Annotated in this window: 16 protein-coding genes and 2 tRNA genes; all 18 read right to left on the reverse strand. The window is 35.1% G+C overall.

Annotation, left to right across the window (positions count from 1 at the left end; genetic code table 11):
• Window positions 1–116 precede the first annotated feature (116 nt).
• The 18 genes from KY055_01190 to KY055_01275 all read right to left on the reverse strand — a co-directional run bounded on the left by KY055_01190 (window position 117) and on the right by KY055_01275 (window position 16,253).
• A tRNA-Leu gene (locus KY055_01190) sits at window positions 117–202 on the reverse strand.
• Between the two features lie 18 nt (window positions 203–220).
• Window positions 221–293 (reverse strand) — tRNA-Cys (locus tag KY055_01195).
• Between the two features lie 34 nt (window positions 294–327).
• Window positions 328–672 carry a 30S ribosome-binding factor RbfA gene (gene rbfA / locus KY055_01200; protein MBZ1345244.1) on the reverse strand — a complete coding sequence of 115 codons (345 nt, stop codon included), beginning with the start codon at window positions 670–672 and terminating at the stop codon, window positions 328–330.
• Window positions 647–2,161 (reverse strand): translation initiation factor IF-2, encoded by a 1,515-nt coding sequence (gene infB, locus KY055_01205; GenBank protein MBZ1345245.1) that lies wholly within the window; start codon window positions 2,159–2,161, stop codon window positions 647–649. The genes rbfA and infB overlap by 26 nt, the downstream gene beginning before the upstream one ends.
• 24 nt (window positions 2,162–2,185) lie before the next feature.
• Entirely contained in the window at window positions 2,186–2,560 is a 375-nt protein-coding gene (locus KY055_01210; GenBank protein ID MBZ1345246.1) for a DUF4446 family protein, read from the reverse strand.
• Between the two features lie 11 nt (window positions 2,561–2,571).
• Entirely contained in the window at window positions 2,572–3,030 is a 459-nt protein-coding gene (locus KY055_01215; GenBank protein MBZ1345247.1) for an HIT domain-containing protein, read from the reverse strand.
• Between the two features lie 269 nt (window positions 3,031–3,299).
• A complete protein-coding gene (locus KY055_01220; GenBank protein ID MBZ1345248.1) occupies window positions 3,300–3,743 on the reverse strand; it encodes a hypothetical protein in 444 nt (147 codons plus the stop codon).
• Window positions 3,744–3,792: 49 nt separating this feature from the next.
• Window positions 3,793–5,436, reverse strand: coding sequence for a glutamate--tRNA ligase (gene gltX / locus KY055_01225; protein MBZ1345249.1), 1,644 nt, complete (start codon window positions 5,434–5,436; stop codon window positions 3,793–3,795).
• Between the two features lie 78 nt (window positions 5,437–5,514).
• Window positions 5,515–6,678 carry a UDP-N-acetylglucosamine--N-acetylmuramyl-(pentapeptide) pyrophosphoryl-undecaprenol N-acetylglucosamine transferase gene (locus KY055_01230; GenBank protein MBZ1345250.1) on the reverse strand — a complete coding sequence of 388 codons (1,164 nt, stop codon included), beginning with the start codon at window positions 6,676–6,678 and terminating at the stop codon, window positions 5,515–5,517.
• Complete coding sequence (gene ftsW / locus KY055_01235; GenBank protein ID MBZ1345251.1) at window positions 6,675–7,769, reverse strand: putative lipid II flippase FtsW; 1,095 nt, start codon at window positions 7,767–7,769, stop codon at window positions 6,675–6,677. Before ftsW ends, KY055_01230 begins: the two co-directional genes overlap by 4 nt.
• Window positions 7,750–9,255 carry a UDP-N-acetylmuramoyl-L-alanine--D-glutamate ligase gene (gene murD / locus KY055_01240; protein MBZ1345252.1) on the reverse strand — a complete coding sequence of 502 codons (1,506 nt, stop codon included), beginning with the start codon at window positions 9,253–9,255 and terminating at the stop codon, window positions 7,750–7,752. The genes ftsW and murD overlap by 20 nt, the downstream gene beginning before the upstream one ends.
• Complete coding sequence (locus KY055_01245) at window positions 9,252–10,568, reverse strand: hypothetical protein (GenBank protein ID MBZ1345253.1); 1,317 nt, start codon at window positions 10,566–10,568, stop codon at window positions 9,252–9,254. The genes murD and KY055_01245 overlap by 4 nt, the downstream gene beginning before the upstream one ends.
• A gap of 54 nt (window positions 10,569–10,622) precedes the next feature.
• Window positions 10,623–11,702 (reverse strand): hypothetical protein, encoded by a 1,080-nt coding sequence (locus KY055_01250; GenBank protein ID MBZ1345254.1) that lies wholly within the window; start codon window positions 11,700–11,702, stop codon window positions 10,623–10,625.
• 1 nt (window position 11,703) lies between these two features.
• Window positions 11,704–12,666, reverse strand: coding sequence for a hypothetical protein (locus KY055_01255; protein MBZ1345255.1), 963 nt, complete (start codon window positions 12,664–12,666; stop codon window positions 11,704–11,706).
• Window position 12,667: 1 nt separating this feature from the next.
• The gene (aspS, locus tag KY055_01260) at window positions 12,668–14,101 is read right to left on the reverse strand and encodes an aspartate--tRNA ligase (protein ID MBZ1345256.1); all 1,434 of its coding nucleotides are present in this window, start codon (window positions 14,099–14,101) and stop codon (window positions 12,668–12,670) included.
• Window positions 14,102–14,253: 152 nt separating this feature from the next.
• Window positions 14,254–14,517 (reverse strand): response regulator, encoded by a 264-nt coding sequence (locus KY055_01265; protein ID MBZ1345257.1) that lies wholly within the window; start codon window positions 14,515–14,517, stop codon window positions 14,254–14,256.
• Between the two features lie 33 nt (window positions 14,518–14,550).
• Window positions 14,551–15,150 (reverse strand): HAMP domain-containing histidine kinase, encoded by a 600-nt coding sequence (locus KY055_01270; protein ID MBZ1345258.1) that lies wholly within the window; start codon window positions 15,148–15,150, stop codon window positions 14,551–14,553.
• A 653-nt stretch (window positions 15,151–15,803) separates the two neighbouring features.
• The gene (locus KY055_01275) at window positions 15,804–16,253 is read right to left on the reverse strand and encodes a DUF4395 domain-containing protein (GenBank protein ID MBZ1345259.1); all 450 of its coding nucleotides are present in this window, start codon (window positions 16,251–16,253) and stop codon (window positions 15,804–15,806) included.
• Between the last annotated feature and the right edge of the window lie 35 nt (window positions 16,254–16,288).

A 16,288-nucleotide genomic window follows, 5' to 3' on the forward strand; every position in this document is an offset into this window, starting at 1 on the left:
AAAAATTTTCTTTTCCCAAAACAGAAAACCGCCAATTCAAATTTTCGCCCAAAATTCCTTATGATTTGGTCGTCGAGCGAAGCGAGGCGACCCACAAATCGTTGACTTTTTCTCGGTGGTGCCCGAGGTGGGACTCGAACCCACAAGAGATTGCTCTCACAAGATTTTAAGTCTTGCGTGTATACCATTCCACCACCCGGGCAATAAGGCTCAATTTTTAAGGCCGCGGCGAGATTTGCACTCGCGTTAGAGGATTTGCAGTCCCCCGCCTTAGGCTACTTGGCTACGCGGCCAAAAGTTTTATCTGTTTAAATACAGTATTCTATCTTATTTTTCTTCTTTTTTCAATTTTCCGAGAATTTCCTCAATTTGACCGGCTTGAAAAGTTTTTTCTTCTTTGATAAATTCTATCCTTGGAATTATTTTTATTTTTAGACGTTTATTAAGAATTTGCTGAAGATGATAAATTTCTCTATTTAAAATTCGGAAAATTTTATGTGATTGTTCTTCGGGAATAACGCTTATATATATTTTCGCCCGATAAAAATCAACCGAGGCCTCAGCTCGGGTAACGGTTGCCAAAACTCCCGGAGGAAATTCCATTTCTCGCAAAATAATTTGGGATATTTCTTTCCTTAAAAGTTGATTAATCTTTTGAAGACGTAAATTCATAACTTAACAAAATATCATTTTCCTGAACCTTTGTTTCTCCTTCAAATAATATTCCCGCTTCTTCTCCCTTGGGGACAATCTCGGCATCTTTTTTATTTTTCTGAAGATTGACCATTTTACCTTGTCCTATTTTTTCTTCATTTCTAAAAATCTCAAGCAGTGTCCCTTTTTTTATTTTGCCCTCTATAACCTTTCCGCCAATAATTTGGCGGTTCTTTTCGGTTAAAAAAATAATCAGGGCTTTCATTTTTCCCAAATCGGTCCTGATTATTGTCGGCTTTGTCATTTTTTCTATTAAATTTCTAACTCCCTCAACCAGTTCGTAAATCACCTCAAAAGTTATTATTTTTATTTTCTCCCTTTCGGCTAAATTTTTAATAATAGGGTTGGCTTTCACTCTAAAGCCCAAAATTCTGGCTTTGGCACTTTTGGCTAATTTAATATCATTTTCATTTATCTGACCAACTTCAGATTTTAAAATCCTTAAGACAATTTCTTTTTTGGGAAATTCTTTCAAAATATTTTCAATTGCCTCCAAAGAACCCAAAACATCTGCTTTTAAAATTAAATTCCAAACTTTTTGCTCGGGTAAAATTTCTAAGACCTCGGAAACTTTTTGTTCTTTTTTCTCTAAGTAATTTTGGGCGGTTTCAATGTTTTCAAAGGTCTGAAAATTTTCTCCGGCTTTGGCAACCTCTTGAAAACCAACAACCACAGCCGGATCGCCAGGTAAAACCTCTAAAATAATCTTTCCTTTAAAATCTTCCAAGATTTTTATTTTGCCAAAGCAAGAACTTGTCCCGACAACATCTTCTCTTTTTAAAATTCCTTGATTTAAAATTAAAGTGGCAACCGGTCCTCTTTTGTTATCTAAATAAGATTCAATAATAATACCTTTGGCTGGTTTTGAAATGGGGGCTTTTAGTTCTTCCATTTCAGCCACCAATAATATTAATTCCAAAAGGTCTTGTATCCCTTGGCCGGTTTTGGCTGAAACCATAATTGAAGGTATTTTTCCCCCCAAACCCTCAACCAAAATATCTAATTGGGCTAATTCCCTTTTGGTTTTTTCCGGATTGGTTTGGGGTTTATCAATTTTATTTAAAGCAACAATAATGGGAATGCCAGCTAATTTAGCTTGGGAAATTGCCTCTTTGGTTTGTTCTTTCGGTCCTTCACAACTATCTACGACCAAAACAGCAATGTCGGCTATTTTTGCTCCCCGAGCCCTTAAAGCGGAAAAGGCCTCATGGCCCGGGGTATCAATAAAAGTAATTTTTTTTTCGTTTTTTTTAATTTGATAAGCGCCAATGTGTTGAGTAATTATGCCTCCCGGTTTTTCCCCGGTAAATTGAAGATTGCGAATTGCTAATAATAAGCTGGTTTTTCCATGATCAATATGGCCTAAAACGACCACGACCGGTGGTTTGGTTATCTGTTCTTTGTTGTTGTTGAAATTAGTTGAATTTGGCTTTTTTCCTTGAAGCATAAAAAATTGAAATAAATTAAAAATTTATTGAACACTTTTAGTTTCTTTGGCTTTTTCTATTGCCTTTTCTTCTTCTTTTGATAAAGAATATTCTGATTTTCCATTTTTGATTGGTTTTCCGTAGACCCTGTTTCCTTCTCTGGTGTATAAACTGGTAATAACCACCCCATTATCATTTCCGTCTAAAAAAACTAAAGAAAAGCTTTGATTTCCCCCTATTTCTTGAAAAGGATTAAATCTGACCATTCCTACTTTTTTGATATCAAATAAGTTTTCTTTCTTTAATTTTTCCAATTCTTGGGAAATTTTTTCGAAATTTGTTTCTAATTGATTAAAGCGAGTTAAAATCTGGTTCAGGTTTTCTGGTTCTTTTTTCTTTTTTCTGAAAAAGTTAAACATTGAATATGATTTTATCTTTTATTTTTAATTCGTTCTGCCAATTTTTTCAGCTCGGAAAGTTTTGCTTTTGGACCCAACTGAGTTGAAATATATCCCTCATATTTATCAAAAAATATTGTCTTTTTTGCCGACATTTCTTTGAATTTTTCGGCTACTCCATGTAATGGGTAAAGTTTAATATGGGCATGGTTAATTCCCATGCCCTCCATTACCATTGCCACCCGTTTTATTCTAAAACTCTTTTCAAGAATTTTGGCAACCTTTTTTGATGCCAACATAAATTTTTGATAAACATTATTTGGCATTTCAAAAGCATAAGAATCATAATGTTTCTTTGTTAAAACCAATGTCATTCCTTTTGTGTTTGGCATTATATCTAAAATTGCCAGAAACTCATTATCTTCCCAAATTTTAGCGCAATCAATTTCTCCTTTTACAATTTTACAAAATAGGCAACTGTTTTTAATCATATATATATTAGGGTAAAGTTCGATTTCCCGGACCGATTTCAGAAGTGAGGCAATAAGTTTCAAGGCAGCTTTCGCAGGCTTGTTGGCATGGTTCCCGAACAAAGTGAGGGACAACAAGCCGAGAACGCAGGCTGTAAAATCTCGCTGGGATTTTAACAGCCGGTGACTTGAAACTTGATTGCTGAGCTTCTGATGCTTTAAGCTAAATTACGAACAAATAGGTCCGTTTTTCAGACTTTACCCTAATAATCGTAATATGCTACTTCAAATTACTTAATCAACCCCTTAAACCTTTCCCAGAGAGATGGGATAATCTCTTCTTTGATTTCTTTTTTTAATTCCCCTTTTTCTCTTTCCAGCCCTTCTTCAATGATTTCTTTTCTTTTTTCTATTTCTTCTTTAGCCCGGGGTTCAACTTCTTCTTTGAACCAGCCCTTAATTTTTGGCCAAATGTTAGCCATAAACCAGTCATACATTTTTTGCCAGATAGGCAATACTTCCTCTTTCCAGATTCTCTCCAAAATCCCCGGTAACTCTTTTGGAATCGTTTCAAGAGCTCTCTCCCCTATCTCTTTTGCTTCTTCTAAGGTTTCCGGCGGCGAGAGCGGCTGAGTCTGAGCAAAAGTTAAAATTGGCAACCAGAGCCCAACCATTATTAATATTATTAAGCCGTGTTTCACCCCGTTAGAAATTTGATTTGTCTTGAGTATCATAATAATTTATATTGTAAGCCCCGTTAATTTGGTAATTTCTAACGGGGTTTCATAATTTCTCTTTTGCTTTGATAATTCTTTTCAATGTTTTTTCTTTTCCTAATATCTCGGCTATCTCAAAGGGTCCGGCCGAGGCCTCTTTTCCGGTCAGGGCTACTCTCAGGGGCCACAAAAGATATCCCCTATCCCCCGCCTTCGCTAAAGCTTCGGCGGGCAAGCCTGCTTTTTTCGCTATTTCTTTTGAAAATTTATCTGCTTCTGGCATCAATGTTTTTTCTAAATTTTCTTTGCTCCAATCGTCAGTTTCTATTTTAGATAATATTTTTTCTAATTTGTCAAGGGCAGTTTTAATCTCATTATCGGCCATTTCTCGCCACCTTAATAAATTTTTATCATATACCCGAGCGTTAGCGAAGGGTGGAGATGAATCTTTAGATTCATCGACTTCTAATTTATCATTAAAGAAAAAATCTGTCAAGTCAATAATTTCGGATAATTTTTTTAATCTTTTTTGATAAAGAGAAATAATTTTTTCCAATTTTTCTTGAGAGATTTCTTGACCGGTTTTTTTTATTTTATATTTTGGTTTTTCTTCTTTGAAAATCTTTAAATCTTCCGGATTTCCGGGATTATTTTCTATTTGCTCAATTAAGCCCGACTTAATTAAATAAGGAAGACAGAGTTCGGTTAATTTTTCAACCGAGCGTTGACGAATATAAAAACCGTTTAAAAAATCTAATTTTTGAATATTAAAAACCGCTCCTCCTTTTTGGACTCCCTCTAAAAAAAATTCTTTTGTTAAGAGCTTTAGGGAAAAAATTTCTCTTTCATCGCCCGGATTCCAGCCCAAAAAAACCATAAAATTAATCAGAGCTTCAGGTAAATAACCGGTTTTTTTATAATCGGCAATAGATACCGCGCCGTATCTTTTACTCAATTTACTTCTATCAGGAGCTAAAATTAAAGGAAAATGAGCATATTTAATTTGAGGAAAGTCCAGGGCTTCTTGAATTAAAATTTGCTTGGGAGTATTAGAAATATGTTCTTCTCCCCGTAGAATGTGAGAAATTTTCATTTCAAAATCATCAACTACGCAGGCAAAATTATATAAAGGAGTCAATAGGTTTTTAGAAATGACGATATCGCCAAAAAAACTACTGTCAAACTCAATATCGCCCCTGATTAAATCAATAAACTTTATTTTTTTTGGCAAAACCCTGAATCTGATAACCGAGGACTTGCCCTGTTTTAAGTGTTTTTTAATTTCTTTTTGTGAGAGTTGAGAGCATTTTCCCGAGTAACGAGGCGCTTCTCCAATTGATAATCTATATTGTTTTTGAGCTTCCAATTCTTGTTCAGGGCAAAAACAATAATAGGCCTTACCCTCTTCAAGAAGTTTTTCCAAATATTTAGCATAGATGTTTAATCTTTCACTTTGTCGGTATGGTCCGTAATCTCCGCCAATGTCCGGGCCCTCATCCCATTCAATTCCAAGCCATTTTAAATTGTTAATGATATCTTCTTCAAATTCTTTCTTGGACCGCTCAATATCGGTATCTTCAATCCTTAAAACAAAAACTCCCTGATGTTTTTTGGCAAAAAGATAATTAAAAAGAGATGTCCTGCCGCTTCCGATATGCAAAAAGCCGGTCGGAGCAGGGGCAAATCTGGTTCTAACCTCGCCCGGTTTCATAAATTTAAATTTTTCTTCCATGTTTTTGCCCCGTTAGAAATTTTACACGCCTACCTTTGTTTTAAAGAAGTTGGTTTTTTAAATTTCTAACGGGGTTAAATATTCAATAATATATTCAGCAATCATTCTGCCCGCTTTTGGTTTGGCAAATTCTTTGGCTGCTTTTTTCATTTTTTCTAATTCAAGGGGTTGTTGAGAAATTAGATATTTCAGTTTTTCTAAGAAAAAACGGGGAGTAAAATTAGCTTCTTCCAGAACTGAACAAGCGCCAGTTTGAGCGTAAAGATAAGCGTTTTTAATCTGGTGTCCTTGAGAAGATTCAGCCAAAGGAATTAAAAATGCCGGTTTTCCAAGGGCGGCAATCTCAAAAATGACGCCCGACCCTGCCCGACTGACAATAATATCGCAAGCGGCAAAAGCTGACTTTAATTGCTCTTCATTCAAAAAAGGAAAGAAGTGGTAATATTTTTTTAATCCTTCTCCCAAAATTAATTTAACTTCAGATTTTATCTGGTCATAATTTCTCTTTCCGACTTGATGTAAAATTTCAAAATTTTCCAAAAGCTCGGGTAAAACTTCCAAAATCCTGTCGTTAATTCTCTGAGCGCCTTGAGAACCGCCCAGAATCAGAATAATTGGTTTTTCCATGGTTAAATTGAATAATTTTTGGGCTTCTTCTTTTTTACCTTCCAGGATTTCTTGCCGGATGGGATTGCCGACCGAAATCATTTTTTGCCGAGGGAAATATTTCATCTCTTCAACCGGAAAAGAAACAAAAATCTCTAAAGCAAATTTACTTAAAGACCTATTGGAAAGACCGGGAATTGAATCTGATTCGTGAAGAAAAATTGGCACGCTTAAAACTCGGCCAGCCAAAACCACCGGATAAGAACCATAACCCCCTTTGCTGAAAATAAGGTCGGGAGCCAAAAAGAAAATATAAAAAAAGGATTGAAAAAAACCAATCGGAATTTTAAATAAGATATCAATAATATTTTTAAAAAAACCCGATAAGCTAAAATACCGTCTAATTTTGCCAGCCAAAATTTCTTTTACTTTTATTCCTTCCTGAAAAAGTAAGGTTTTGCCAAATTCATCTTTTGGACCAAGATAAAAAAAGCGAATTTCTTTTTTGCCGAGGGTTTTTCCTCTTGATTCTTGGACTTTTTTTATTTCCCTGACTATGGCGATTATTGGTAAAATATGGCCGGCTGTACCGCCGCCGGTAAATAAAATTTTCATTGTTTTGATATATTTAACAATATTCCTACCCCGATTAGTTCGGCAATTAAATGAGACCCTCCGTAACTAATGAAGGGTAGCGGAATCCCGGTCAAGGGTAAAAGACCGACCATTGAACAAATGTTAACAAAGGCCTGAATGATAATCCAGGAGCTTATTCCTAAAGCGGTTAGTTGGCAGAATTTATCCCGAGAATTTTTGGCAATTTTCCAGCCCTGCCAAAAAAATATTAAAAAAAGGGCAATTAAAATAAAGACGCCGATAAATCCGGTTTCCTCGGCAAAAACAGCAAAAATTGAATCGGTTAAGGAAGCCGGTAAAAAACCAAATTTTTGAACCGACATTCCCAAGCCCAGACCGGCAATTCCTCCCGAACCAATGGCAATTAATGACTGTTTTATATGATAACCCATACCCAGGGGATCTGTTCCCGGGTTAAGAAAAACTAAAAGACGTTCAAGGCGATAAGGGGCAACCTTAATTAAAATAAAAAAAGCGCTTAAACCCAAAAAAATCATAAAAATGCTATGCCAAACAGGGGTAGCAGCCGCAAAATACATAAAAAAGGCGGTTAAAGCGATTATTCCAAAAGTACCAATATTGGGCTGAAAGAAAAAAAACAAAGCTATTGTGCCGATGATTATCAAAAAAACAATAAGATTTTGACCGAAACGTAAATTTGACTTAACTTTTTCCGTTCGATTGGCTAGCCAAGCGGCTAAATAAACAATAAAAGTTAATTTTAAAAATTCAGCTGGTTGGAAGGTTATTATGCCCAAATCTATCCATCTTTTCGCTCCCCCTATTTCTATTCCAATTCCGGGAATAAAAACCATTGCCAAAAAAACCAAATTTATTAAAAGAAGGGGGAAAATAAACTTTTTCCAAAAACTAAGAGGAATTATAAAAGCTAAAAATGCCAAAATCAGGCCCGGACCTAAATTAAAAACCTGACGATTTAAAAAATGAAAAGTATTTCCAAATCTCATTTGAGAAAGAGGAGCCGAAGCGCTGGCTAAAATTAAAATTCCCAACAACAACAAAAGAAAAACAGTCGCAATTAAAATATAATTAGGGCGATTTTTTAACATATTTCTTAAATAAATTTCCCCTTTCCCGATAGTCTTTAAAAAGTCCAAAGCTGGCTGAAGCCGGAGCCAAAAGACAAATTTTCCCTTTTTCGGTAAATTGGTAAGCTATTCTTACCCCTTCTTTCATATACTGAGCCGCGCCGTAGCGAGGCGAAGGGGAAGAAGAGGACGAAGTACTCTTCGCCCTAGGGGAAGAAGAGGACGAAGTACTCTTCGCCCTAGGGGAAGAAGAGGACGAAGTACTCTTCGCCCTATCAACAAAAAAATGGCGAGGCAAATTTCTATTCTTGTTTTTTTGGGCTTTTTTTTCAATTTCCCGCCAGATTTTTTCTCCTGAGGTTGGAAATAAAATTATTGTTTTAATTTTGCTTTTTAAAATTTTTTGAGCCAATTCTTGATAATTAAGGTCTCTATCAAAACCGCCAAGAAAAATTGTTTGGACTTTTTCTCCCAAGCCCTCCATTATGGCGATTGTCGTTTCCGGTATTACGGCCAAAGAAGCATTGTAAAATTTAATTCCTTGATACTCCCCTACCAATTCCAGACGATGAGGAGGAGATTTAAATTCTTTAATCGCTTTTTTTATTTTTTCTGCCGGGATTTCAAAAATTTTTCCGACCTCAATAGCGGCGGCTATATTTAAAAAATAAAATTTGCCTTCCAGGGGAATATCTTTGATTTTAATAAATTTTTCAACAATTTTTGGATTAATAGGAATTTTTTTGGCTTTGGAAACTTTAGCCGCCTCTAAAACCAGCTTATCAGCAGGATTAAAAATTAAATAATCATCTTTTGTCAGATAATGAGCGATTTTTTGTTCCGATTTGGCATATTCTTTAAAATTCTTGTAATAATCAAGATGGTCGGGATAGATATTCAACAAAATTGCCACGGCCGGCCCCTTTTTCAAATTCATTAACTGATGGCTGGAAATTTCATAAACATAAATGTCTTTTTGGCTAGCAGATGAATCTAAAGATTCATCTCCACCCTTCGCTAACGCTCGGGTAGCCGAAGACAAAAGCGACAAGACCGGTTTGCCGATATTGCCAACCAAATGGGCTTTATAACCTCCTTGTTTAAGTATTTTATAGATAAGAGAAGCGGTCGTGCTTTTTCCTTTGGTGCCGGCCACGCCGATGATTTTTCCCGGGCAATTTTCAAAAAAAATTTCTGTTTGGGAAGTTACAATTTGCCCCTTTTTTAAAAAAGGTTTTATTGTTTTTGGCGGAATTCCGGGCGACTTAATTATTAAATCATAATTTTTGAGGGATTTGAGATAATTTCTCCCCAAATGCAGCTTGAGTTTTTTATCTTTTTTTATTAAATTTGAAATTTGAAATTTGAAATTTGAAATTTTTAGTCTATCCCCTACCCCTAAAGTTTTATCGGGAAAAACCTTCCTTAAAAATCTAAAATTATCCACTCCTTCTCTGGCAAATCCCAAAATCAAAATTCGTTTGTTTTTTAATTCCGCTAATTTCATTTTAATATTTCATCTTTAAAGTATTTTAATAGAAAAGGTAATTCCCTGCCTTGACAATTGGCGCTTTTCCATTTTTTATAGGAAAGATAGAGGGCGACCAAACTCTCTTTTTTGGTGCCGACGCATTCAAAGGGTTTAAACCCCTCCTTACCTATCAGTTGCCGCATTATCGGCAAAAGTTTTTTCTCGTTGAATAAATTTTTTCTAAAAATTTTCAGCAAATCCCTTTCTTTTAAAAATGGATATAAAATTGTAAAAACAAACAAGCATTTTGAGCATTTGCCGCACCATGTTTTAAGGGGTTTTTTAGTTCCGGAAGCAGTTTTATAGGCCTGGTTGCAGCTTAAAAAAACATTAAAATATTTAGGATATTTTGAGAATAATTTTGCTATCTGAATTTCGTAAAGGGGCCGCAAAAAACTGAAATACTCTACATCTTTGGTCAGATATTTTTTTGAGTATTCTCTGAATTTTTTTTCAAATTCAAAACTTTTTGACCATTGATGGTTGATTATTCGGCCGAGATACTTTAGATTGCCTTCGTTTGAACTTCTTTCGTTGGAAAAAGCAATGTGTTTGTAATCAAAAATTACGGCTGCCAAAATGCTTAAAAAAGCCAAATAAGCTGAAAAAGGAGTGTGGCCGTTTAAAAATCCTTGTTGATTTAACTCTAATAATTTTTCGTCAATTTTTCGCATGACAACAATCGGTTTCTGGCAACCGCCGATTTTCATTATTTTTAAAGCAGCTTCTGTTGGATTTAAAGAAAAACATCGGCTATCTTTTTCAGTTTTTTTAAGCAATTCTATTGTTACTATTGAGTCCTTTCCTCCTCCCACCGGCACCAAATACCGATTTTGTAACCTTTTGGTAAATGTAACGAGGCCTTGCTTCGTTACATTAGCGGATTTGATTTTGAGGAAGTTTGGTTTTTGAAAATTGATTTTGTTTTCGTAAAAAAATTGGCCCATACCCCGAATTATCAAATCTTTCCACCATTTAATTTGCTCTTTATTTAAGCAGCCGGCCCGAACTTCAATTATTGGCGAACAGGTTGCTTTCCAATAACTGACCATTTCGATTAAACCAAGATGAAAGACCAAATTATTTAAGGTTCTATCCCCTATTTTTTCCAGTTGTTCTTTATTAATATTTTCAATAACAACTTTTGGCTGAAATTGAACATCCGGTTCAATTCTGAAATCAAAAAAGACTTCTAAATTGTTTTTAGAGATTTTCCAAAAATATTTTTCATAAATAAATTTTGGATAACTCTTTCTTAAATTTTTGAATTTTGAATTGTATTTTTGCATTTTGCTTGCCCCGTAGGAAGCTTGTCTTCCTTTGGGGCATTTTAATTTTTGAATTTAGCCCAACAGGCGGATGGCCACCCCTAAAATAGCAAAGACAATACTGATTATCCAAAACCTCATCACTATTTGATGCGGAGCCCAGCCTTTGGCTTCAAAATGGTGATGAATCGGAGTGGAAAGCCAAATTTTCTTTTTTCGGAATTTTTTAGACAATAACTGAAGAATTATTGAGCCCACCTCAATTACCATAATACCAGCAATTATTGGCAAAACAACTACCGAATCGGTTAAAAAAGCGACCACCGCCATGGTTGAGGTTAGACCCAAAGTTCCGGTCTCTCCCATATAAAAGCGGGCCGGCGGAATATTAAACCACAAAAAAGCAAAAAGAGCGCCTGAAATTACAGCGCAAAAAACAGCCAAATCCATCTTACCTTGAGAAATGGCAATAATGGTGAAAGCGCCAAAAATTGAAGCGAAAACTCCGCCGGCTAACCCGTCTAAACCATCAATTACCCCTCCGGCCCAAGAAGCTATCATTACAAAAACAAACAAGGGAATATACCAAAATCCGATTGCCAGATTTATTCCTTCGGGAAAATTGTAAATTAAGGGAATGTAAATTGTATTCCAGCCAAGTTTATCATAAAACCACCAGCCGCCAATCAGGCCGATTAAAACAATAAGTATCAATCTTCTTGAAAAAGTTATTCCTCCCCCGACGTATTTCCCTTTTCCGTAGACGGTGAAAATATCATCTGCCAGACCAATCAAAGAACCGACTACCAAAGCAAAAAGCGGAAGCCATGTTTCTTTTCTTGATAAAAAATTAATTTTTTCCAACCACCAGGGGTCTTGAATATAAGATAAGAAAAAAAATAAAAAAACAACAATCAGAACTGAGAACCAAATTATTAACCCCCCGCCCCGAGGAACGGTTACTTCCCTATCTTTATGCAGAGAATAAAAAACCTTTGCCTCTTCACCGGTAATAGTTTTTCTTCTGGCTTCTTTTTTCCAAAATTTAATTTTATATAAAAATTTAATTAAGAATGAAGCTAAAATTAAAGCCAAGCCAATCGAAATGGCAGATAAAATTAAAATTCTGATTATATTAAAAGTAAAAATCGTCATCTCACCAAATATAGGCCTGATTTATCCAATTGATAATTCTTTTCATTTCTCCAAATCTGTTTTCAGAACCCAAAATAACATTTATTAAATAACCGTTGTCTTCCGGTGCTTTTAAAACCAAAAGAAGGCAACCGCCGGCTCTTTCGGTAAAACCAGTTTTACCGCCAATTATTTTAGTCCGCCAGTCAATGGATTGATCAAACAAAAGTTCATTGGTATTGGTTAACTCAGGCCCATAAAGAGAATACTGTTTTAAAGAAGAAATTTGCCAAATCAAGGGGTGTTTTAATAATTCTTTGATTAAATTTACCATATCTATGGCAGTTGAAAAATTGAAATCAGTGCTTGTTGGCTCCAAACCGCTGGCATTTACAAAATGGGTCTTTTGAAGGTTTAATTCTTTAGCTTTCAGATTCATCAATTCCGTAAATTTTTTTTCTGACATTCCTTGATAATCATTAGAAAGAGCAAAAGCAGCTACGTTACTCGATTCTATTAATAAGGGATAAAGCAAATATTTCACGGAAAAAATTCTGCCAATCGGTAAAGGATTGCGGTCTCCTGGTTGACGGCTGGCTTTTTCACTAATTTCGATTTTCTGAGAAAGGTCGTAATTTTCCAAAACTATCAAGGTTGACATCATCTTAGTTAAACTGGCAATGGCTAATTCTTCCCCGATATTTTTTTGATAAAGAATTTTTTTCTTACCTCTGGAATCAACTAAAACGGAAATAGCTGATTTTGCTCCAATTTCCAAATTTTCAATTTCCCAATTGCGAAACGGTTTTAAAGATTCAACCTTTAATTCGGGGAAAATTTGGCCGATTAAAAGCTGGGGGTCTTTGGAAATTTCCCGCCAATAGAAAAAATTTTCCACCTCTTTTTCCAGCCAAAATGCTCCCCAGGTGAAAAAGGCAAAACCAAAAATAGAAAGAAAAAAAATTAAAAAAAATTTCAATCTCATTCTATTTCTTTTTTATGATTTTAAGACGGAGTTCCTGGAATTGTTCCGGGGCAACTTCGGCCGGCAAATTCATCATCAAATCACGATTATCCCCGGTTTTGGGGAAAGCCATTACTTCTCTAATATTTGGCTCATTCAAAATCACGGCTAAAAATCTGTCAATTCCCGGAGCAATTCCGCCATGGGGCGGAACGCCATAAGAAAAGGCTTCAAAATAGTGATGAAATTGTTTTTTGACTTCTTTTTCTTTGTGTCCCAAAACTTCAAAAACAGCCAGCAAAATATCCAGATTGGTCGTCCTTAAACTTCCTCCCCCAATTTCATAACCATTTAAAACAAAATCGTATTGACAGCCCAAAGTTTTTTCAGGATTTTTCTTCATCTTCTTAATACTTTCGTTTAGGGTTTTGGCTTGCCCTCCCAAGTTTTGTTTTCCAAAATTTGGGAGGGTAAAAGGGTGGTGCATTGCCCCCCATCTCTTTTCCTCCTTGTGCCACTCGAACATTGGAAAGTCAGTAATAAAGCAAAAAGCCAATTCATCAGGATTTGATTTATTTTTTCGCAAATCGGGTTTTTCAATTTTATATTTTTCCATTGCCTCTTTATAAGTAATTCTGGGAAAGGGAATTTTAGTGATTTTTTTTTCCGGGAATATTTTTTTAACCAGATTGGTGTAAAGTCTTTCTATTAAATCTAAAATATCTTCTTGTTTAATAAAGGACATTTCTATATCTAATTGAGTATGCTCGGCCTGGCGATCGGCTCTGGGATCTTCATCTCTGAAACATCTGGCGACTTGAAAATATTTTTCCAGGCCAGCCAGCATTAAAAGTTGTTTATACTGCTGGGGGCTCTGGGGCAGGGCGTAAAATTTGCCAGGCTGCAATCTTGCCGGAACTAAAAAATCTCTGGCTCCTTCAGGCGTTGATTTGGTTAAGATTGGCGTTTCTACTTCAATAAAACCTTCTTTGATTAAAAATTCTCTCATAAAATGAATTACTTTCTGGCGAATTTCCAAGTTTTTTCTCATTCTTTCTCTTCTTAAATCCAAATAGCGATACCTTAATCTCGTTTCCTCGCCTATTTCATAGCCAGGACTGTCAATTGGAAAAGGCAGGGTTTTTGCCCGAGAAAGAATTTCTATTTGATAGGGTTCCAATTCCACTTTTCCGGTTTCAGTTTCAAGATTAATCATCTTTTTTGGCCTTTTTTTGATTTCGCCAATAACCGAGATTACCCATTCTGGTTTCAGTTGCTTGCCTATTTTGGATAAGGATTTATTTTCCGGGGTTATGACTATCTGTAAAATTCCGCTTTTATCCCTTAAATCAAGAAAAACAATTTTGCCGTGAGACCTGATTGTCTGAACCCAACCGGCCAATTTCACCCTTTCTCCGATAAAATTAATTGTTTCTTTGTTTAAAATCCGCTTCATTGAAAGTGAGGCAATAAGTTTCAGAGTAAATTTCGCAGGTCTGTTGGCATGGTTCCCGACAAAGTCGGGACAACAGCCCGAGAATTTAGATAGTCAAATTTCGCTGGAAATTTGAACTATCGGTACCCTGAAACTTCGTTGCCGAGCTTATTTCATTTTAGGTAATTTTTTATTATTTCAACCAATTCTTTCGGCGTTAAACTGGTTTTAATTAAATAGGTCTTGACGCCAAATTGAAACGCCTCTTTTTTCGTTTCCTGGTCATCGTAATTTGAAAAAGCAATAATTGGAGTCAAAGAAAATTCTTCCTTTTCCCTCCATTTTTTTAAAAAGAAAATTCCATTTTCTTTGGGCAGTAAAATATCAAGTAAAATTAAGTCCGGCTTTTCATCTTCTATAATGAGAATTTTTGGCATATTTTTGTTATGAAAATTATTATTTAAAAAGTTTTATTTTATTGGTAATTCTATGTAAAAAGCGCTTCCCTTGTCTTTTCCCTGGCTTTCGACCCAAACTTTCCCTTGGTGCATTTCAACGAATTTTCTGGCAACATAAAGACCCAAACCCGCGCCTTCAATATGAAATGTTGTTCCGGCCTTGCTCCGGGAAAAACTTTCAAACAATTTCTCAATTTCTTCTTTGGTTAAGCCAACACCCGTGTCTTTGATTTTAATAAGAATCTCCTCTCTTTTTTTAGGTTTGGGGGTTTGAACTTCAGCCGTAATAGTTATTCCTCCCTTTTGAGTATATTTTATAGCATTATCAATTAAATTCAAAATTACTTCTTTTATTTTTTCCTTATCCAAAAGAAGGTTGGGCAGGGGCTTTTCCGGCTCTTGATATCTTAAATAAAGATTTTTCTTTTCCGCTTCAATCTTTATTTCTTCAATTACTTCTTTAATTGTTTCTTCTAAGGAAGTTTTTTCTAATTTCAATTTTATCGCCCCGGCTTCAATTCGGGAAACATTTAAAAGGTCATTGACCAAATTTATTAATCTTTCATTGCTTTGATAAATATTTTCAACCTTTTCCTTAATTTTGCCCGAAATAACCCCATTGTAACTTCCTTCCAAAATCATTGAAAGATAACCCTTCATAGCGGTTAAAGGCGTTCTCAACTGATGAGAGGCAATCGCAATAAACTCCGACTTCGCTTTATCCAAGACCTTCAGCTCCTCGTATGCTTTCTTAATCTCCTTTGTTTGTTCATCTACTTTCTCTTCAAGCGTTTCAGTTAATTCTTTTAATGCCTCATTGGTTTTTCTTTGGACAAAATNAGCTTGAATAAGATTGTCCGTGATCTTGTTAAAAAAGTAGCCGTAAATAATGACTAAAGTAAAAATAGAGATAACTAACAATTTTGAAATCTCCCCATCAATTAAAAAAGAGAGGGTCAGAAAAAAAAGAACTAAAATCAAACTGATTATTCCATACTGAAAAAACAGGCAACTATAGAATTTTAATTCACAGTACTGACAACGCTCACCCGGGGAATAATTAAGGTTTTTAACCAACCAGCAGTTTTCGTTAAGATATTCCTGCTCTCCTATTTTTTTCTTCTGAATTTTTTCACTTTTTTCCATTTCTTATCTCTTACCCCGTTAGAAGCCTTGGGCAAAAATAATTTTGTATCACAAAATTATTTTTGTAAGCGTTTAAGGAACCTTTACCTATTGTCTTCTTTTAGCGAGATAAATTATTCTTATTCCTTAAAAAACAGGCTTCTAACGGGGCTTAAAAATCTTTTTAAAAAAGCGTACATTGAGGCAGCTACACAAACAGCAGTAAAACAACCTAAAAACGTTAATAAAGATGTTATTAAAATCAAAATCCAGGCAAAACTAACAAATTTTCCAAAATAGAGCAATAAAAAACCAATAAAAAAGAGACTTCCTCCCATACCGGAGACAAACCTTAATTCTTCTGATTCTTTCTGTATTGGTTCCGATTTATCTTTTAGCAACTTTCTTAAAACCAAAACGTGAAATTGATAAAGAATATTGAAGTTTATAGAAAAAACTCCGAAAGCCATTGAAAAACTGGTTACTAAAATCAACCAGTGATTTTGAATCAAAAAAGCAACTAAGGCTAAAGTTCCAATAGCACCTTTAGAAAATCTCAAAGATTTATCATAGATTAAGCATCGTTTCATATTTACATTTTATTTTTCTCTGTAGCCCCTGTTTT

The sequence above is a fragment of the Candidatus Nealsonbacteria bacterium genome, assembly GCA_019923625.1.
Lineage (GTDB): Bacteria > Patescibacteriota > Minisyncoccia > Minisyncoccales > RBG-13-42-11 > JAHXGN01.

What these genes read in the sequence shown, in the direction of transcription:
- rbfA (MBZ1345244.1), bottom strand. Translation starts at nt 672, where the DNA reads ATGAATTTACGTCTTCAAAAGATTAATCAACTTTTAAGGAAAGAAATA.
- infB (MBZ1345245.1), bottom strand. Translation starts at nt 2,161, where the DNA reads ATGCTTCAAGGAAAAAAGCCAAATTCAACTAATTTCAACAACAACAAA.
- KY055_01210 (MBZ1345246.1), bottom strand. Translation starts at nt 2,560, where the DNA reads ATGTTTAACTTTTTCAGAAAAAAGAAAAAAGAACCAGAAAACCTGAAC.
- KY055_01215 (MBZ1345247.1), bottom strand. Translation starts at nt 3,030, where the DNA reads ATGATTAAAAACAGTTGCCTATTTTGTAAAATTGTAAAAGGAGAAATT.
- KY055_01220 (MBZ1345248.1), bottom strand. Translation starts at nt 3,743, where the DNA reads ATGATACTCAAGACAAATCAAATTTCTAACGGGGTGAAACACGGCTTA.
- gltX (MBZ1345249.1), bottom strand. Translation starts at nt 5,436, where the DNA reads ATGAAACCGGGCGAGGTTAGAACCAGATTTGCCCCTGCTCCGACCGGC.
- KY055_01230 (MBZ1345250.1), bottom strand. Translation starts at nt 6,678, where the DNA reads ATGAAAATTTTATTTACCGGCGGCGGTACAGCCGGCCATATTTTACCA.
- ftsW (MBZ1345251.1), bottom strand. Translation starts at nt 7,769, where the DNA reads ATGTTAAAAAATCGCCCTAATTATATTTTAATTGCGACTGTTTTTCTT.
- murD (MBZ1345252.1), bottom strand. Translation starts at nt 9,255, where the DNA reads ATGAAATTAGCGGAATTAAAAAACAAACGAATTTTGATTTTGGGATTT.
- KY055_01245 (MBZ1345253.1), bottom strand. Translation starts at nt 10,568, where the DNA reads ATGCAAAAATACAATTCAAAATTCAAAAATTTAAGAAAGAGTTATCCA.
- KY055_01250 (MBZ1345254.1), bottom strand. Translation starts at nt 11,702, where the DNA reads ATGACGATTTTTACTTTTAATATAATCAGAATTTTAATTTTATCTGCC.
- KY055_01255 (MBZ1345255.1), bottom strand. Translation starts at nt 12,666, where the DNA reads ATGAGATTGAAATTTTTTTTAATTTTTTTTCTTTCTATTTTTGGTTTT.
- aspS (MBZ1345256.1), bottom strand. Translation starts at nt 14,101, where the DNA reads ATGAAGCGGATTTTAAACAAAGAAACAATTAATTTTATCGGAGAAAGG.
- KY055_01265 (MBZ1345257.1), bottom strand. Translation starts at nt 14,517, where the DNA reads ATGCCAAAAATTCTCATTATAGAAGATGAAAAGCCGGACTTAATTTTA.
- KY055_01275 (MBZ1345259.1), bottom strand. Translation starts at nt 16,253, where the DNA reads ATGAAACGATGCTTAATCTATGATAAATCTTTGAGATTTTCTAAAGGT.